The 16,329-nt window shown below is 60.3% G+C and carries 17 protein-coding genes and 1 tRNA gene; 10 read left to right on the forward strand and 8 right to left on the reverse strand.

All coding sequences use genetic code 11. The features are described 5' to 3' along the window. Position 1: 1 nt before the first annotated feature. A tRNA-Asn gene (locus FLQ44_RS10195) sits at positions 2-74 on the reverse strand. Positions 75-167: 93 nt separating this feature from the next. After that, positions 168-3,143, reverse strand: coding sequence for a ribonuclease E (gene rne, locus FLQ44_RS10200; protein WP_147694294.1), 2,976 nt, complete (start codon positions 3,141-3,143; stop codon positions 168-170). Between the two features lie 515 nt (positions 3,144-3,658). Between rne and FLQ44_RS10205 the strand changes: the two genes are divergently transcribed. From FLQ44_RS10205 to FLQ44_RS10235, 7 genes are all read left to right on the forward strand, one after another. Further along, positions 3,659-4,603, forward strand: a complete 945-nt coding sequence (locus FLQ44_RS10205; RefSeq protein WP_147694295.1) for an RluA family pseudouridine synthase — start codon at positions 3,659-3,661, stop codon at positions 4,601-4,603. A 5-nt stretch (positions 4,604-4,608) separates the two neighbouring features. Beyond that, positions 4,609-5,265 (forward strand): HAD-IIIA family hydrolase, encoded by a 657-nt coding sequence (locus tag FLQ44_RS10210; protein ID WP_147694419.1) that lies wholly within the window; start codon positions 4,609-4,611, stop codon positions 5,263-5,265. Next, positions 5,244-5,600, forward strand: coding sequence for a Rieske (2Fe-2S) protein (locus FLQ44_RS10215; RefSeq protein ID WP_147694296.1), 357 nt, complete (start codon positions 5,244-5,246; stop codon positions 5,598-5,600). The genes FLQ44_RS10210 and FLQ44_RS10215 overlap by 22 nt, the downstream gene beginning before the upstream one ends. Before the next feature lie 14 nt (positions 5,601-5,614). After that, positions 5,615-6,556, forward strand: coding sequence for a S49 family peptidase (locus FLQ44_RS10220; RefSeq protein ID WP_147694297.1), 942 nt, complete (start codon positions 5,615-5,617; stop codon positions 6,554-6,556). 68 nt (positions 6,557-6,624) lie between these two features. Next, on the forward strand, positions 6,625-7,419 hold the full coding sequence (gene motD, locus FLQ44_RS10225; RefSeq protein WP_147694298.1) for a flagellar motor protein MotD: 795 nt from the start codon (positions 6,625-6,627) through the stop codon (positions 7,417-7,419). A 37-nt stretch (positions 7,420-7,456) separates the two neighbouring features. After that, positions 7,457-8,047: a malonic semialdehyde reductase gene (locus tag FLQ44_RS10230; protein WP_147694299.1), complete on the forward strand. Its 591-nt coding sequence runs from the start codon at positions 7,457-7,459 to the stop codon at positions 8,045-8,047. Positions 8,048-8,144: 97 nt separating this feature from the next. Continuing rightward, positions 8,145-9,164, forward strand: a complete 1,020-nt coding sequence (locus tag FLQ44_RS10235; protein WP_147694300.1) for a quinone-dependent dihydroorotate dehydrogenase — start codon at positions 8,145-8,147, stop codon at positions 9,162-9,164. Between the two features lie 71 nt (positions 9,165-9,235). Here the strand turns inward: FLQ44_RS10235 and FLQ44_RS10240 are convergent, their stop codons facing one another. From FLQ44_RS10240 to fur, 3 genes are read right to left on the reverse strand one after another with little or no spacing between them, the layout of a single operon-like run. After that, positions 9,236-9,970, reverse strand: a complete 735-nt coding sequence (locus FLQ44_RS10240) for an arginyltransferase (RefSeq protein ID WP_147694301.1) — start codon at positions 9,968-9,970, stop codon at positions 9,236-9,238. After that, positions 9,954-10,658 (reverse strand): leucyl/phenylalanyl-tRNA--protein transferase, encoded by a 705-nt coding sequence (gene aat / locus FLQ44_RS10245; RefSeq protein WP_147694302.1) that lies wholly within the window; start codon positions 10,656-10,658, stop codon positions 9,954-9,956. The genes FLQ44_RS10240 and aat overlap by 17 nt, the downstream gene beginning before the upstream one ends. Continuing rightward, positions 10,655-11,092: a ferric iron uptake transcriptional regulator gene (gene fur, locus FLQ44_RS10250; protein WP_147694303.1), complete on the reverse strand. Its 438-nt coding sequence runs from the start codon at positions 11,090-11,092 to the stop codon at positions 10,655-10,657. Before fur ends, aat begins: the two co-directional genes overlap by 4 nt. Before the next feature lie 87 nt (positions 11,093-11,179). Between fur and FLQ44_RS10255 the strand changes: the two genes are divergently transcribed. From FLQ44_RS10255 to FLQ44_RS10265, 3 genes are all read left to right on the forward strand, one after another. Next, the gene (locus FLQ44_RS10255; RefSeq protein WP_147694304.1) at positions 11,180-11,560 is read left to right on the forward strand and encodes an outer membrane protein assembly factor BamE; all 381 of its coding nucleotides are present in this window, start codon (positions 11,180-11,182) and stop codon (positions 11,558-11,560) included. Between the two features lie 3 nt (positions 11,561-11,563). Next, positions 11,564-12,370: a 4-hydroxy-tetrahydrodipicolinate reductase gene (gene dapB, locus FLQ44_RS10260; protein ID WP_147694305.1), complete on the forward strand. Its 807-nt coding sequence runs from the start codon at positions 11,564-11,566 to the stop codon at positions 12,368-12,370. 371 nt (positions 12,371-12,741) lie between these two features. Next, the gene (locus FLQ44_RS10265; protein ID WP_147694306.1) at positions 12,742-13,254 is read left to right on the forward strand and encodes a hypothetical protein; all 513 of its coding nucleotides are present in this window, start codon (positions 12,742-12,744) and stop codon (positions 13,252-13,254) included. A gap of 70 nt (positions 13,255-13,324) precedes the next feature. Here FLQ44_RS10265 and FLQ44_RS10270 read toward each other — a convergent pair whose 3' ends face one another. The 3 genes from FLQ44_RS10270 to FLQ44_RS10280 form a co-directional block, all read right to left on the reverse strand. Beyond that, positions 13,325-13,921: a sigma-70 family RNA polymerase sigma factor gene (locus FLQ44_RS10270; protein WP_170252929.1), complete on the reverse strand. Its 597-nt coding sequence runs from the start codon at positions 13,919-13,921 to the stop codon at positions 13,325-13,327. Further along, a complete protein-coding gene (locus tag FLQ44_RS10275) occupies positions 13,914-14,420 on the reverse strand; it encodes a VOC family protein (RefSeq protein WP_147685803.1) in 507 nt (168 codons plus the stop codon). The genes FLQ44_RS10270 and FLQ44_RS10275 overlap by 8 nt, the downstream gene beginning before the upstream one ends. Before the next feature lie 228 nt (positions 14,421-14,648). Further along, entirely contained in the window at positions 14,649-16,175 is a 1,527-nt protein-coding gene (locus tag FLQ44_RS10280; RefSeq protein ID WP_170252931.1) for an SMI1/KNR4 family protein, read from the reverse strand. Between the last annotated feature and the right edge of the window lie 154 nt (positions 16,176-16,329).

Below are 16,329 nucleotides of genomic sequence, written 5' to 3' on the forward strand. Positions count from 1 at the left end.
GCTCCCCGAGCAGGGCTCGAACCTGCGACCTGCGGATTAACAGTCCGTCGCTCTACCGACTGAGCTATCAGGGAATTGCCTTAGAGAGGTGCGCATTGTAGGCAGCGCCTGCCTTTTCGTCAAGCCTGAATCGATAAACTTTTCAGGCCTGACGAAGGAACAATGACTTAGCTGTCGTCACGTGCAGTTTGTACCTGCACCAGCGCCAGCGGGGCCACATCAGCCACTTCACGCACCACCTCGCGGCGGCGCTTGCCTTTCACTTCCACCGGGGCAGCTTCCACTACCGGCAGCTCGGATGCAGGGCGCGTGGTCACCAGTACCAAACCACCCAGATCGGCCACTGGCTCGGCGGCTGCTACCGCTACCGGCTCGGCAACCACAGCAGGCTCAGGCACCGCGACAGCTTCGACCACAGCTTGTACTACAGGCTGCTCGTCAGCCACGGCAACGGCCAGCGCTTCTTCAAGCTGCGCAGGGGCTTCGACGACGGCTTCAATAGCGGTTTCCACCACGCTAACCGGCTCGGCCGCTGCCGCTTCCGCTTGTGGCTGTACCGGCTGTTCAGCCGCCTCGACCACAACATCTACAGCCACAGGCTCTGCCACCAGCGCCACAGGCTCGGCAGCCTCGACCGCCTCCGCCACAACAGCTGCAGTCTCAACGGCCACAGGTGCCGCTTCTGCTACCGGCAGCAGCGCAGGGGCGGCTGCTTGCTCGGCCACGTCGGCTGCAGTGTCTGTCGCAGTGTCTGCCACGGCATCTGCTACAACTTCGCCCTGCTCTGCCACAACAGCATCATCGCGGCGATCGCGGCGGGAGCGACGACGACGGCGCTCGCGCGGCTCGGCGCTAGCGGCATCTGCAGCAGCAACCACCGCAGCATCCGCCACGGCTTCGACAGCATCTTCCTGCACCGGCACAACCACAGCAGCCTGCTGCTCTTCTGCCAGCTGAGGCGCCTGCACCAGCTCTTTCGCTTCACGGCCGGCGTCGCGGTTGCGCTCGCGGCGGCGCTCGTTACGCGGAGCGGTTTCGCGCTCTTTCGGCGCGGCATCACCCAGCTCGGCACGCTGCACGTTGTCACGCGGCTCGCGTGGCTCACGCGGTTCGCGTTCGCGGCGCGGTGCGCGTTCCTGGCGTGGCTGCTGCTCGCTGCGCGGCTCGCGCTCTTCACGCTGCGGCATATCAGCAGCTTGCGGGCGGCGACGCTGCTCGTCTGCCTGGCGTGGCTGGCGCTCTTCGCGCGGCTCGCGGTTGGCACGATTTTCATCGCGGTTGCCACGGCCGTCTTCACGGTCACGGCGCGCGCCCGGGCGGCGCTCGTTACGCTGGCGCGGGTTACGCGTTTCGCGTTGCGGCTTTTTCACCTCGGCAACCGGGGCTGGCGCGGCGGCGGCCGGCTCTTCGCCCAGCAGGCCCTTGAACCAGCCAACGATCTTGGCGATCAGGCCTGGCTCCTCACGACGGGCAGCCACAGGCGCAGCAACCGGTGCTACCGGTGCAGCAGCCGGCACCGGGTCAGCTGCCATCGGGGCAGGCTGGGCCGGGGTAATGCCTTTTACTGCCGCTTCCTGGCGCTCTACTTTCGGCTTTTCCTGGCCAAACGGGTGAGCTGCGTCTTCTTCCGGCAGCTCGACACGGCGATAGCTTGGTGCCTCGCTGACTTCGGCCAGATCGTCGTGACGTACGCGCACGATCTTGTAGTGCGGGGTTTCCAGGTGCAGGTTCGGGATCAGCACCACAGCCACATCGAGACGGGCTTCGATGGAGTAGATCTCGGCACGCTTTTCGTTCAACAGGAAGGTAGCGACATCCACCGGCACCTGTGCGTGTACCGCACCGGTGTTTTCCTTCATGGCTTCTTCCTGGATGATGCGCAGGATGTGCAGGGCGGAGGATTCGATACCGCGGATAAAGCCGATACCGTGGCAACGCGGGCATGGCACGTGGCTGGTTTCGCCCAGGCTAGGCTGCAGGCGCTGACGCGATAGCTCTAGCAGGCCGAAACGCGACAGCTTGCCCATTTGTACGCGGGCACGGTCGTGCTTCAGCACCTCGCGCAGGCGGTTTTCCACGTCGCGCTGGTTTTTCTGGCTTTCCATGTCGATGAAATCGATCACGATCAGGCCACCCAGGTCGCGCAGGCGCAGCTGGCGGGCGATTTCTTCGGCGGCTTCCAGGTTGGTGCGGAAGGCCGTGTCTTCGATATCGGAACCCTTGGTGGCACGTGCCGAGTTCACGTCTACCGACACCAGTGCTTCGGTGTGGTCAATGACGATGGCACCGCCGGACGGCAGGGTAACCGCACGCGAGAAGGCGGTTTCGATCTGGTGTTCGATCTGGAAGCGGGAGAACAGCGGCACCGGGTCTTTGTAGAGCTTCACGCGGCCAACGTTGTTGGGCATCACGTGGCTCATGAACTGGCGGGCTTGTTCGTAGATTTCTTCGGTGTCGATCAGGATCTCGCCGATGTCAGGCTGGTAGTAGTCGCGAATGGCGCGAATCACCAGGCTGCCTTCCTGCAGAATCAGGAACGGCGCAGACTGCGCACCGGCAGCGCCGTCGACGGCACGCCACAGTTGCAGCAGGTAGTTCAGATCCCATTGCAGCTCTTCCAGGCTGCGGCCGATACCGGCGGTACGGGCGATCAGGCTCATGCCGTTTGGCACTTCCAGCTGCGACAGCAGGTCTTTCAGCTCCTGGCGCTCTTCGCCCTCGATGCGGCGCGACACGCCACCACCACGCGGGTTGTTCGGCATCAGCACCACGTAGCGGCCAGCCAGGCTAACGTAGGTGGTGAGGGCGGCGCCCTTGTTGCCACGCTCGTCTTTTTCTACCTGTACGACCACTTCCATGCCTTCGCGCAGCACATCCTGGATGCGCGGGCGGCCGCCGTCGTAGTTCTGGAAATAGCTACGGGAAACTTCTTTGAAAGGAAGGAAACCGTGGCGTTCGGTGCCGTAATCGACAAAACAAGCTTCCAGGGAAGGCTCGATGCGGGTGATCGTGCCCTTGTAGATGTTCCCTTTGCGCTGTTCTTTACCAACGGTTTCGATGTCGAGGTCAATCAGCTTTTGACCATCAACAATGGCGACGCGCAGTTCTTCTGCCTGCGTCGCATTGAAAAGCATGCGTTTCATGTAATAACAATCCCTACGCGTGCACTCACGGAAGGGGTACAGCAAGTATTTGACGGCCCAGTGATTGAGATGGGCGCATGCCGAAAGAAGTGTTCAGTAAAGAGCGAAATGACTGCGATGGCTAAGCCGACTTCCTGTTTTTATTTCACGTGGCCCCGGTAGTGCAAACTGCGCACTTGCGATGGTTCTGTCCCGTCCAGCACCTGGCCGGGAAAAAAGAGGCGTGCGGGCCACGCCGGGTCAAATTTTGCTGCGAACCCCGGAACGGGCTTGATCGTTCCGGAATGGAAACTGGCGTGAGTGCGTCATGCATGTAAATGCATTAACATCGCTACTTTTGGGTGAGCGAGATAACCTTGGCTGCGACCGGGAAACCGGCATCAGGTCAGGCGCTTAGCCTGCCGGCCGGTTGATGTTGCGCAGCAGCGCCGCAATCGATAACTCTGCGACCCTAAACCGGTGTGCTTTCTGCCGCTGCAATTTCTGCGCGACAAAGCCCACGAAGTATAAGCAATATGACTGATATTCGCAAAGATTCCGTGACACTTCACAAGGTAGACGAAAATGGCGCCGATCAGCGCCTGGATAACTACCTGGTGCGCCTGCTCAAAGGCGTACCGAAAAGCCATATCTACCGCATCATCCGCTCGGGCGAGGTGCGCGTAAACAAAGGCCGCGCCGACGCCCAGCACCGCCTGAACATGGGCGACGAGCTGCGCATTCCGCCTATCCGCATTGCCGAAAAACCTGCCTCTGCCACCAGCCACATTCCGCAGCACGAGTTCCCCATCGTGTACGAAGACGAGGCGCTGCTGGTGATCAACAAGCCGGCCGGCGTGGCCGTGCACGGCGGTAGCGGTGTGTCGTTTGGCGTGATCGAACAGCTGCGCCGCGCCCGCCCGGACGCACGCTATCTAGAGCTGGTGCACCGCCTGGACCGCGAAACCTCCGGCCTGCTGATGATCGCCAAAAAGCGCTCGGCGCTGGTGAAGCTGCACGAGATGATTCGCAACGACGTACCGCAAAAACGCTACTTTGCACTGGGCCTGGGCCAGTGGCCGGGCAATGTACGCCACGTCAAGCTGCCGCTGCACCGCTTTCATACCCCTAGCGGCGAGCGCATGGTACGCGTAGACGAAGACCAGGGCATTTACGCACACACCATCTTCACCGTGCAGCAACGCTACGCCGACCTGACGCTGGTAGAAGCCCTGCTGCGTACCGGCCGCACGCACCAGATTCGCGTGCACATGCAGGCCAATGGCTGCGCCATCGCCGGTGACGAAAAGTACGGTGACTTTGCCGCCAACCGCGAGCTGCAGCGCCGTGGATTAAAGCGCATGTTCCTGCATGCGGCCAACCTGAGCCTGCCCCACCCGCTAACCGGCGAGCCACTGCAGCTGCACGCGCCGCTGCCAAAAGAGCTCAGCCGTTTCCTGGACACCCTCGATAAAATTTGACCACCATGCGACACGCCTACGACCTGATCGTCTTTGACTGGGACGGCACCCTGATGGACTCCACCGCGCATATCGTGCGCAGCATCCAGCGCGCCTGCGTGCAGCTGGGCCTGCCCGAACCCAGCCGCGAGGCCGCCAGCCACGTGATCGGCCTGGGGCTGATCGACGCCATGCGCCACATCTACCCCCAGCTGCCAGCAGCTACCCACCAGGCCATGGCCGACGCTTACCGCCACCAGTATGTGCATCAGGAAGAAACCGTGGAGCTGTTCGATGGCGTACAGGAAGGGTTGGCCGCACTGGAGGACGCCGGCTACCTGCTGGCCGTGGCCACCGGCAAGAGCCGCAGCGGGCTGAACCACGCCCTGGCCAGTACCGGCCTGCAAACGCGCTTTGTCACCACCCGCACAGTGGACGAATGCCACAGCAAGCCGCACCCGGACATGCTGCTGCAGATCTGCGAACAAACCGGCATGCAGCCCGCCCGCACGCTGATGGTAGGCGACACCAGCCACGACCTGCTGATGGCGCGCCACGCCGGCACACACAGTGCAGGCGTGAGCTACGGCGCCCACCCGCTGGACGTGCTGCAGGATTGCGGCCCGCAGGCCATCTTCCACCGTTACACCGAGCTGCAACAATGGCTGATGCACGGCAACTGATCGCCGCCAGCAGCGAGCTGGCAGATGGCGGCAAAGGCGTACGCTTTACCGTGCCATGGCAGGGCGAGCAGGCCGCCGCCTTTGCCGTACGCCACCAGGGCGTGGTGCACGCCTACCTGAACCGCTGCCGCCACGTACCCACCGAGCTGGACTGGCAGGACGGCCGCTTTTACGACAGCAGCGGCCTGTACCTGATCTGCAGCCTGCACGGCGCACTCTACCGGCCAGACAGCGGCCTGTGTGTAGCCGGCCCCTGCCACGGGCGCAGCCTGCAGAAGCTGCACACGGCAGAATGCGACGGGCATGTATACTATCTGCCTGACTCAGCCCCCTAGAACAAAGGAATAGCGTGGAACAAGACCGCACCTGGGAACGCCAGCTGATCGAAAAACTGGCTACCGCCTCCCTGACCGAACAACGCCGCGCCCGGCGCTGGAAAATCTTTTTCCGCCTGGCCTGGCTGGCTGTGCTGGCAGGCTTTGTCTGGCTGATGTACAGCGACATGGAAAGCCGCAACAACAGCAAAGCCATGGGCCTGCCCCACACCGCCGTGGTAACACTGGATGGCACCATCGACAGCGAAAGCAATGTCACCGCCAAGATGCTGGATGGCATGCTGGCCGCCTATGAAGACCAAAACACCCGCGGCATCATTATCCGCGCCAACAGCCCAGGCGGCAGCCCTGCCCTGTCCGGCATGGCCAACGATGAAATCCTGCGCCTGAAAAAGCTGCACCCCAAGATTCCGGTGTACATGGTGGTAGAAGAAGTGTGCGCGTCCGGCTGCTACTACATTGCCGCGGCTGCCGACCGCATCTATGTTGATAAGGCCAGCATCGTTGGCTCCATCGGCGTGATTTCGGACGGCTTCGGTTTTGACAAGGCCATGGACAAGCTGGGTATCGAGCGCCGCCTGGCCACCGCTGGCAGCAACAAAGGCATGGGCGACCCGTTCTCGCCGGCCAACCCGCAACAGGAAGCGATCCGCCAGGCCATGCTGGACGAAATCCACGCCCAGTTCATTGCCGTGGTCAAGCAAGGCCGTGGCCAGCGCCTGAAAGACAACCCGGAGCTGTTTACCGGCCGCGTATGGCTGGGTAGCAGTGGCATACAGCTGGGCCTGGCCGACGGCCTGGGCTCGGTGGGCTCGGTAGCGCGCGATGTGATCAAGGCCGAAGAGCTGGTGGATTTCACCCCGGACGACGACCTGGCCAGCCGCGTGGCACGCCGCATCGGCGTATCGTTTAGCGGTGGCGTGCGCGCCATGCTGGGTGACACCCGGCTGCACTAAGCTGCCACCCCACAGAGCAACCCACGTTGGCCGCACCTTGCGGCCAACCTTTTTGCAGGAAGCGCACCATGGCCCGACGCCGACGCGAGGAAGAAGAACACGAAAACCATGAACGCTGGCTGGTTTCCTACGCCGACTTCATTACCCTGCTGTTCGCCTTTTTTGTGGTGATGTACGCCATTTCGCAAGTCAACGAGGGCAAGTACCGCGTGCTGTCCAGCGCCATGACCGATGCCTTCCGCAGCGGCAACCTGGCCATCCAGGTAACGCCGCCCAGCGGCGGGGCCAACACCATGATCGAGATCCCCGATACCAAGCCGATTGCCACCGCCATCAAGAGCGAGGCGCGCATGAAAGAGCGGCGCAAGCTGGAAACACTGTCCAGCGGCCTGGCCAAGAGCCTGGCGCCGCTGATACAAGGCGGCCAGCTGTCCATGCGGCAAGACGAAGAAGGCGTGCATATCGAGATCAAGGACACCGCGCTGTTCCCTGCCGGCCAGGCCGCCCCCAATGGCACCTCGCCCGCCCTGCTGGCCGACGTAGCACGCCAGCTAGCCACGGTAGACAACCAGGTGCAGGTAGAAGGCTTTACCGACAACACGCCCATCCGCAACGCGTTCTTTCCATCCAACTGGGAGCTGTCTGCCGCCCGCGCCGGCAGCATCGTGCGCCTGTTCATGGAAAACGGCATTGCGCCAGAGCGGCTGGTGGCAGTAGGCCGTGGTGAAACCAAACCCAGCGCCGACAACGACAGCCCGGAAGGCCGCGCACAAAACCGCCGCGTCGCCATTACCATTATTTCCAATACCGCCAGCAGCCAGGGCAGCCTGCCTGGCGGCATTGCGGTGAAAATGCCGCAGTAAGCACCTGACAAGACCTATAGCACGGAGACCACACGCCATGACCACGCATATCAGCCAATCTGCCCTGGAACAGCTATTCGGCAACGCACGCAGCCACAACGCCTGGCAAGACCGTGCCATCAGCGACAGCACCCTGCACCAGCTGTACGACCTGCTGAAAATGGCACCCACCAGCGCCAACTGCAGCCCCGCGCGCTTTGTATTCGTGCAATCGGACGCCGCCAAAGCCAAGCTGAAACCCTGCCTGATGGAAGGCAATGTGGACAAAACCATGACCGCCCCGGTATGCGTAATCGTGGGCATGGACATGCAGTTTTACGACCAGCTGCCCAAGCTGTTCCCGCACGCCGACGCCCGCAGCTGGTTTGCCGGCAACGACGCCGCCATCCAGGCCACCGCTTTCCGCAACAGCAGCCTGCAAGGCGCCTACCTGATCATGGCCGCCCGCGCACTGGGGCTGGATTGCGGCCCGATGTCCGGCTTTGACGCCGCCGCCGTGGAAGCCGCCTTCTTCCCGCAGGGCAATGTAAAAGCCAACTTCCTGATCAACCTGGGCTATGGCGACGCCACCAAGGTGTACCCGCGCTCGCCACGCCTAGGCTTTGACGAAGCCTGCCAGATCGTCTAGTGCTGCGCCGGCTGCGCCACAGCCCCGCGCACGGCACAGCCCCAAAACACCCCCGCCCGGTTATAATGCCGGGCGTTTTTTCGCCCACGGAGACCCTATGCTTTACCCCCTGCTACGCCCCTTGCTGTTCCGCACCGATGCCGAGTCTGCCCACGAAACCACGCTGAAAATGCTGGATACCGCCCACCAGTTGCAGCTCACCGGCCTCGTTACCCGCAAGGTTGGCCGCAACCCGGTAAAAGCCATGGGGCTGACCTTCCCCAACCCGGTAGGCCTGGCCGCTGGCCTGGACAAGAACGGCGACCACATCGACGCGCTGGCGGCGCTGGGTTTCGGTTTTATAGAAATCGGCACCATCACCCCGCGCCCGCAAGACGGCAACCCCAAGCCGCGCCTGTTCCGCGTGCCCGAACACCAGGGCATCATCAACCGCATGGGCTTTAACAACAAAGGCGTGGACGTGCTGCTGGACAACGTGCGCCACAGCCGCTTCAAGGGCATTCTGGGCATCAATATCGGCAAGAACGCCGCCACGCCCATCGAAAACGCCAAGGACGACTACCTCACCTGCCTGGACCGCGTGTACGAGTGCGCCAGCTACGTGACGGTGAATATTTCCTCGCCCAACACCAAAAACCTGCGCCAGCTGCAGCAAGCCGACGAGCTGTCCGACCTGCTGGGCGCGCTGAAAAACCGCCAGTCGCGCCTGGCCGACCAGTACGGCCGCTACGTACCGCTGGCCGTGAAAATTGCGCCGGATCTGGACGCCGAGCAGACCGACGACATCGCCCGCCTGCTCACCCAGCACCGTCTGGACGCGGTGATCGCCACCAACACCACGCTGTCGCGCAGCGAAATCGCCGGCCATGCGCTGGCGGGCGAAGCCGGCGGCCTGTCCGGCGCGCCAGTGCGCGAGCGCTCCACCACGCTGATCCGCAATCTGGCGCGCGCGCTGGACGGCGCCCTGCCCATCATCGGCGTGGGTGGCATCCTGTGCGGTGACGACGCGCGCGAAAAAATCGACGCCGGCGCCACGCTGGTACAGCTGTACTCCGGCCTGATCTACCGCGGCCCGGGACTGATCAGCGAATGCGCCGACGCGCTGCAGCGCAAATAAGCAGCGCAGCAGCAAAGCACAAGGCCCGGCTATGCCGGGCCTTGCTGTTTGTGCGGCCAACCCTGAGTACGTCAGGGCGCCATATCGTCGCGAAACGGCACCCAGCGGCCGTTATCCAGCATCTGCAGCGGGCGGTAGTGCTGCTTGTACACCATCTTGGGCGAGGCCTTGATCCAGTAGCCCAGGTACACATAGGGCAAGCCCAAGTGGCAAGCCAGCTCCACCTGCCACAACACGTTGTACACGCCGTAAGACGCACCGGGTACATCCGGGTCGAAAAAGGTGTACACCGCCGACAGGCCGTCGTCCAGCCGGTCGATCAGGCTCACCATGCGCAGCACGCCGTCCTCGCGAAACTCCACCAGCCAGCTATCCACCCGGCTTTTCAGAATGAACTCGGCGTACTGCACCGGGTCGTCATCCGACATGCCGCCACCATCGTGGCGGGCGTGCTGGTAGCGGTAGTACAGCTGGTAATGCTCGTCGGAAAACGCCAGCGGCAAGATGCGGGTAGACAAAGCACCGTGCGCCTTGGCCGCGCGGCGCTGGCTGCGGCTGGGGCAAAACTCGGCCGCAGCCAGGCGCACCGGCACACAGGCGCGGCAATCGTCGCAATACGGGCGGTAAGTAAAATGGCCACTGCGGCGAAAACCCAGCCCCACCAGGCGCGAATACACGCTGCCATCGATGGCATCGGCCGGGATGGCTACCTGGGAACGGGCCTGATGGCCTTCCAGGTAGCTGCAGGGGTAAGGTGCCGTAGCATAGAAATGCACGACGGCAATCGCGTCATCGCGGTGGCTCATGGCGGAATTCGTCCTCCCACATGCCTGGCGGCTGCGGTAGATGGATGGCTTTTTCCAGTCTAGCAATAAATTCGCCACGCGTTATCAGCTGCGCCCCCAGGCTTTCCAGATGCGGGGTAAACATCTGGCAATCCACCATGGCAAAACCATGCCGGTGCAGGTGCCGCGCCATGCTGACAAAGGTCATTTTGGAAGCATCAGTAGCGCGGTGAAACATGGACTCGCCATAAAACATGCGGCCAACGGCCACCCCGTACAGCCCGCCGGCCAGCTGGCCATCCTGCCAGCACTCGTAAGAATGCGCGTAGCCCTGGCGGTGCAGCTCGCTGTACGCCGCCACCATTTCGTCGGTAATCCAGGTACCGGCCTGGCCACCGCGTGGCGCAGCGCAGGCACGCATAACGGTGTCAAAAGCCTGGTTGATGGTGATGTGGTAAGCGCGGTTGCGCAGCACCTTGGCCAGCGAGCGGGTAACACGCACCCGCGCCGGCTCCAGCACCATGCGCTGCGATGGCGACCACCACAAGATAGGGTCGCCGGGGGAAAACCACGGGAAAACAGCACTGCGGTAGGCCGCCAGCAAACGGCCGGCAGACAAATCGCCGCCCGCCGCCAGCAGGCCATCCGGCTCGGCCAGCGCACGGCTTACCGGCGGAAAGGCATGGGCGGGGCCCAGTACCGGGATCATCGCTTGAAGTATTTAGGCTCGCAGTTCACGCAATCGCTGCACTCGCCATACAGGTAGAGCGAATGGTCCTTGATCTTGAAACCGTTCTGCTCGGCAATGCGGTTTTGCAGGGCTTCGATTTCCGGGTCGAAAAACTCGGTCACCTTGCCGCAGCGGTAGCACACCATATGGTCGTGGTGGCCGCCCTGGTTCAGCTCGTACACCGCTTTGCCCGACTCGAAATGGTGGCGAATCAGAATGCCCGCCTGCTCGAACTGGGTCAGCACGCGGTAGATGGTGGCCAGGCCGATATCGGCATCCTCGGAGATCAGCTTCTTGTAGACGTCCTCAGCCGACATATGGCGATCTTCGCTGGTCTCGAACAGGTCGAGAATACGCAGGCGTGGACCGGTGGCTTTCAGGCCGATCCCCTTCAAATGGCTGGCTTTGTTCATGTGGTGTATGTATATCGTGGTTGGCGGTCTTACAGTATGATAAAACCTTTTCACCGATTCCCCAACTGTGACCCTGGCGCCATGGCTATGATGCTCAAGTCTTTCCCCCTTATTGCAGTCCTGTTCCTGTCCGCCTGCAGCTCGTTTAACCCCACGACCTGGCTGACCGCACACCGGATGGACGTGCAACAAGGCAATTATGTAACGGAAGATGCCGTTTCCCGCGTCAAAACCGGCATGACCCGCCCCCAGGTAAAATTTCTGCTGGGCACCCCGCTGCTGGCCGATATTTTTCACGACAACCGCTGGGACTACGCCTACCGCATAGAACGCCAGGGCAAACCTACCGAAGAAAAACGCCTGACCGTCTATTTCGATAAGGACATGGTCAGCCGTATCGAAGGCCAGGCCTTCCCTGCCCTGCGCCCGACACTGGATAACACCAACCCTAATGCCGGACAAAGATAAAGCATGAGCACCTTGAACATCGTCATCGTTGGCGCCGCAGGCCGCATGGGCCGCACGCTGATCGAATCCGTCCTTGCCGCCCCGGGCACCCGCCTGCACGCCGCCATCGACCGCGCCGAATCGCCATTCATCGGCCAGGACGCCGGCCTGTTCATGGGCCGCGACACCGGTGTCAAAATCAGCAGCGACTTTACCGCCGCGCTAGACGGCGCCCATGTGGTGATCGACTTCACCCGCCCGGAAGCCACCCTGCAGTACCTGGCCGCCTGCGTGCAGCACAAAGTACAAATGATCATTGGCACCACCGGTTTCGACGACGCCGGCAAAGCCGCCATCCAGGCCGCCGGCGAGCACATCGGCATCGTGTTTGCGGCCAACTTCAGCGTGGGCGTGAACCTCACCTTCAAGCTGCTGGACATGGCAGCCCGCGTGCTGAACGAAGGCTACGATATTGAAATCACCGAAGCGCACCACCGCTTCAAGGTAGACGCCCCGTCCGGCACCGCACTGCGCATGGGCGAAGTGGTGGCCAACGCGCTGGGCCGCGACCTGAAAGACTGCGCCGTGTACGGCCGCGAAGGCGTCACCGGCGAACGCGACCCCGGCACCATCGGCTTTGCCACCGTGCGCGCCGGCGACGTAGTGGGCGACCACACCGTGCTGTTTGCCGCCCTGGGCGAACGCGTGGAAATCACCCACAAAGCCAGCAGCCGCGCCACCTTCGCCAACGGCGCCGTACGCGCCGCCGGCTGGCTGGCCGCCAAGCCGCACGGCCTGTTCGACATGCAAGACGTGCTGGGCCTGCGCTAAGCACCGCCTGCACCACGCAAAAGCCAGCCCGAGGGCTGGCTTTTTTATTGCACTCTCCGACGAGCAGGCTACACCGCGTGAAGGTAGCCACCAGGCTGGCTACTCATTGAGACCTAAATGAGTCAGATTTGAACTGCCGACTTATTGGGCAAGAAGCTATTTCGACTGGTATTGACACTGAATCAACCATATACCCTTCCCAGAATTGAAGAGCCACCATAGCATTTGACATGGCAGAGAGTATAGAAGATTAAATTTTTTGGCGACTATCAATCTACCTATCCAGAATCCCCACTACCGACTTGCGTGTCAAGCCATCAAACACGGACTCATCGATAAAGCAGGATGAATCTAGAATAAGGACACTACCCATGTTTCAACACAGTAATAGATTTCTTTTAGTTTCATTCCTGCTTGTTATCGGAAATATCCTGGCAGGATGCGGCGGTGGTGGTAGTGGTGGGGCAACCAACCCTGCAAGTAATGGAACCCAAATACCAGTCACTGTCTTTACCGTTCGAGATATCTTTATAAACGGGCCTTCAGATGCGGTGCCATTTCCTTCCACCATCACCCAGCCTAGCGCATTGTGGGAGTACCATACAGTCACGCTAAACGGGGTGAATGGTGGTTACGGAAGCGGTATAATCATGGGCAAATGCGAAAGCAGGTACCGGTGCGTGGTAGATAATGGAGGCGCGAGAGGGGCCACGATCACGCTTGACGATTCATCCAATATTTATCTGCAGAACGGCAAAAGCCCTGGTGATTCAACATATATTTATGTTGCAGCCAACACATTGCCAGCGGGCCCTGTAATGCTAACCTTTACCCTAGGTAGCATAACCATACAGAAGACAGTGCAATTTGCCGCCAGCCCGTAGTCCGGATAAGGCATAGCCGCATCCGGGGTTGCCATACAGCCCCCCATACCCGGATGCACAGAGCTGCACGCTAGCCGCATCCATTGCAAGGCCGGGTTGTTGTGTGGGGGTGATAGTCAGTGACAAGACCAACAGACATTTCCACCTCACAACAACTCAGTAATTTTTCTTTGAGCATCCCCCTCGCTCGACTTGCTCTGCTTTTGATCGCAGACAACGAAAGGTCCTGCTCAACTGCCACAGCCTGCATGGTTTTACCGTCAAACTCGACGGCGATCAATGTATCGCGATAGATTTCAGGGAGCTCCTGCACAAGCGGTCTGAGACACAGAGACAACTCCTGATGCAGCAGCTCATCACAAACCTGTTGCGGGTCTAGCATGTTCTCATCAAGTTCAATTGCCAGAGGCCGTACGGAACGATAATAGTCCACGACTGTGGTACGCGCTGCGGCATAGAGCCATCCTGCAAGGTTATTCGGGAACAGATTTGCATTAATCGCAACCGATGCCTTGACGAACACATCTTGCAGTAGATCCTCTGCCAGGTTTGGATCACTGACGCGCCTGCGCAAATAATTGAGCAGGCTGCTTTTCAGCGCAACGAATGCCACGCCAAGAGCTTCTTGCGTTCTTGGCGTGACCCGTGGCATCTCACCCTTAGCCACAACAGGCTCCTTGCGTTGTTGGTGGCCCTTTCGGGATGCAGCAAGCATCCTTAGCCAATAGCCCATCTTGATCCGATTTGTGTACTGCAATACAGCACGCTCCTGTTTGATTCGCTGTATCGCTTCCAAAATCCGGCGCATCAGACATAGTATAAAAGTGTTCCCACGCCAAACCTTGCGGATCAATCGTCCAATGCTTTTCACTCTTAGCGTAACAGCAAGCAGCCAAGCCCTGACCCAGAACATTGCCCGACGAAGCAGATTCAGCCAACCCTTTCAATTCGGCAAGTTCTTCCGCTGAATCAACCTGAAAGCCGAAATGGTTCACCCCGATATCATGGCCTCTAGCTGATATCGCAAAATTGATGCGTGGGTCTTCAATCATCCACTTAGCGTAGTCATCTTGCTGTTTTGTGGGCGGCTGGCCGAACAGTTTGCTATAGAAGTCGATGCTGACCTCAAGGTTTTCTACTGCAATATGGGCGTGAAAGCGTTTCATGTGTCGCTCCTGTCTAGTCGCATCAAGATGGATGCACCTGTATAGACGTAGCAGTCACCAAAAGGTCGCAGCTAGCATATGGTGTCGGCAAAACGGTGCGTAGGGTGGTAATCCCCCCGTTTTTAAGGGGAGTCAGAAGTAGCGCTACGCGGCCATGTCCAGCTGCTGCGCTGGGGGCAGCCCAAGGCCATGCTCGGGCGTTCGGTTTGTGGCCAATGTTTGCCGCGCCTAATATTGTGTTAGATAACCCAGATACAGCACGCTATCGCCATCTGTTGCCCGGAACAGGCCTTCGACGTCATCCCCGTGACACGCAGCGGCAACCAGATTCCATGCTTCTGCCTCGCTGCAGGCGACACGAGGTGTCGTGAAGCGGGGCCAGGTGTGGCGCGTGCCTTCATCCTGCAAAGCGCGGGCAGCACAAAGCATGTCAAGCGGCCATTCGGACTGATCCCATGCCCAGTGCAGCTGGCCTTGTGCGGGGTGGTAGCGCCCCAGAATCTGCGCCTGGCAATGCAGGAGCTTGCCCTGTGCTGTCGTGAAGGTAACCGTACCGGTCTGGATATTCAATTGCCACCTGCTTTGCGCCGTCAGCCCCAGTTCGTCAGCCGCCATGTGTGCCATACGGTTGCGCAATACCTGGCCGCTTTCCAGATACCCTGCTTCGTTTTGTGGCGCGGACTCGCCTTGCTGGGGTGCCAGGGTCGAACCGTCATGCAGGAACATCAGCTTCACAGAGTCCAGAAAGTGCCGTTTGTCCGGCCAGCGGGTGTTGAAGCTGCGGCCACCATCCGCCTCGCGGCGCACGCTGGTATTGCCGGCCTGCCATTGCGCGGCCAACCAGTGCAGGAAATCACCCAGGCTATTGGCCAGCACTTTCTTGTGGTCTTCATACCGGCCAAAGTTGATGACTTGTCCAGCCGTACCTTGGCTATCGGGGCTCAGGTCGATGCCCAGATAGTTACCGGCATGATCATGGGCAAATGGCAGCCAGTAGGGGTTGCAGTACTGCACGCGGATATGGCCAGACGGGGTGGAGCTGGCGTGATCAGGATATTTCTCGCGCGATTCGGCATCGCAATAGGTTTGCCAGTAGCGGCGCTCTTGCTCGCAAGCGGCGAGCGACGCCTTCAGGCTCATCAAATGCATGCCGTAAAACAGGCCGGCGGCTTTGCCTTTCTGCCCGTTGTGCCAATGGTAAAGATGGACAAAATCCTGCGGCAGCACCACGCCCAGCTTGTTGGCGTAGTTTTGCAACTGGCGCGCAGTGGCACCGGGCTGCAGGCTGTCTGCCACTTCGGGCAGATATTGTTTGAGCCAGGTTTCTAGCGGGCTCAGGATTGTCGCAGCGGCTTCTTCGAAGGTAGCCAGTTGCTGGGCGATGCTCAGGCCGCCGGAGGCATCTTGCGGCGGGGCATCGGGCGCTACGGGTTTGGCGTCGTCAAAGCGCAATTCATGATAGCCATCCGGATGAAGGGTGAAGTGCACATAATTCACCGCAACATTGGAATGTAACTCATGCTGTTGGCAAAGGAAGGTGGCTGCATCCATGCCTGAAAACATTGAATCATCACTGTTAGAAAAACCACCTTCGCTGATTTTTTCATTATCGAATATAAGATAGTGCTGAGCCGTCCAGCAGCTTGAATTTTTAATTTTGAAACTCACATGTGCACTATGCCAATTACGCTGATCGATAAATTCATGCAGGTAATTTATCAAGCAGTCAATTGCGTTTTTCTTTTTAACTTCCATGCTTATGGCTTTCAACTTATATTTATTGAGTACTGGGAATTGCGTCATAGCCCGGATAAGGCATGGCTGCATCCGGGTTTATCTCGGGCTTCAAGTTGATCGGGCCGTTCCATTCCGCCCCGGATGCGCCGCTAGCTTATCCGGGCTACACACG

It is taken from the genome of Vogesella mureinivorans, from assembly GCF_007644035.1.
GTDB classification, from domain to species: Bacteria; Pseudomonadota; Gammaproteobacteria; order Burkholderiales; family Chromobacteriaceae; genus Vogesella; species Vogesella mureinivorans.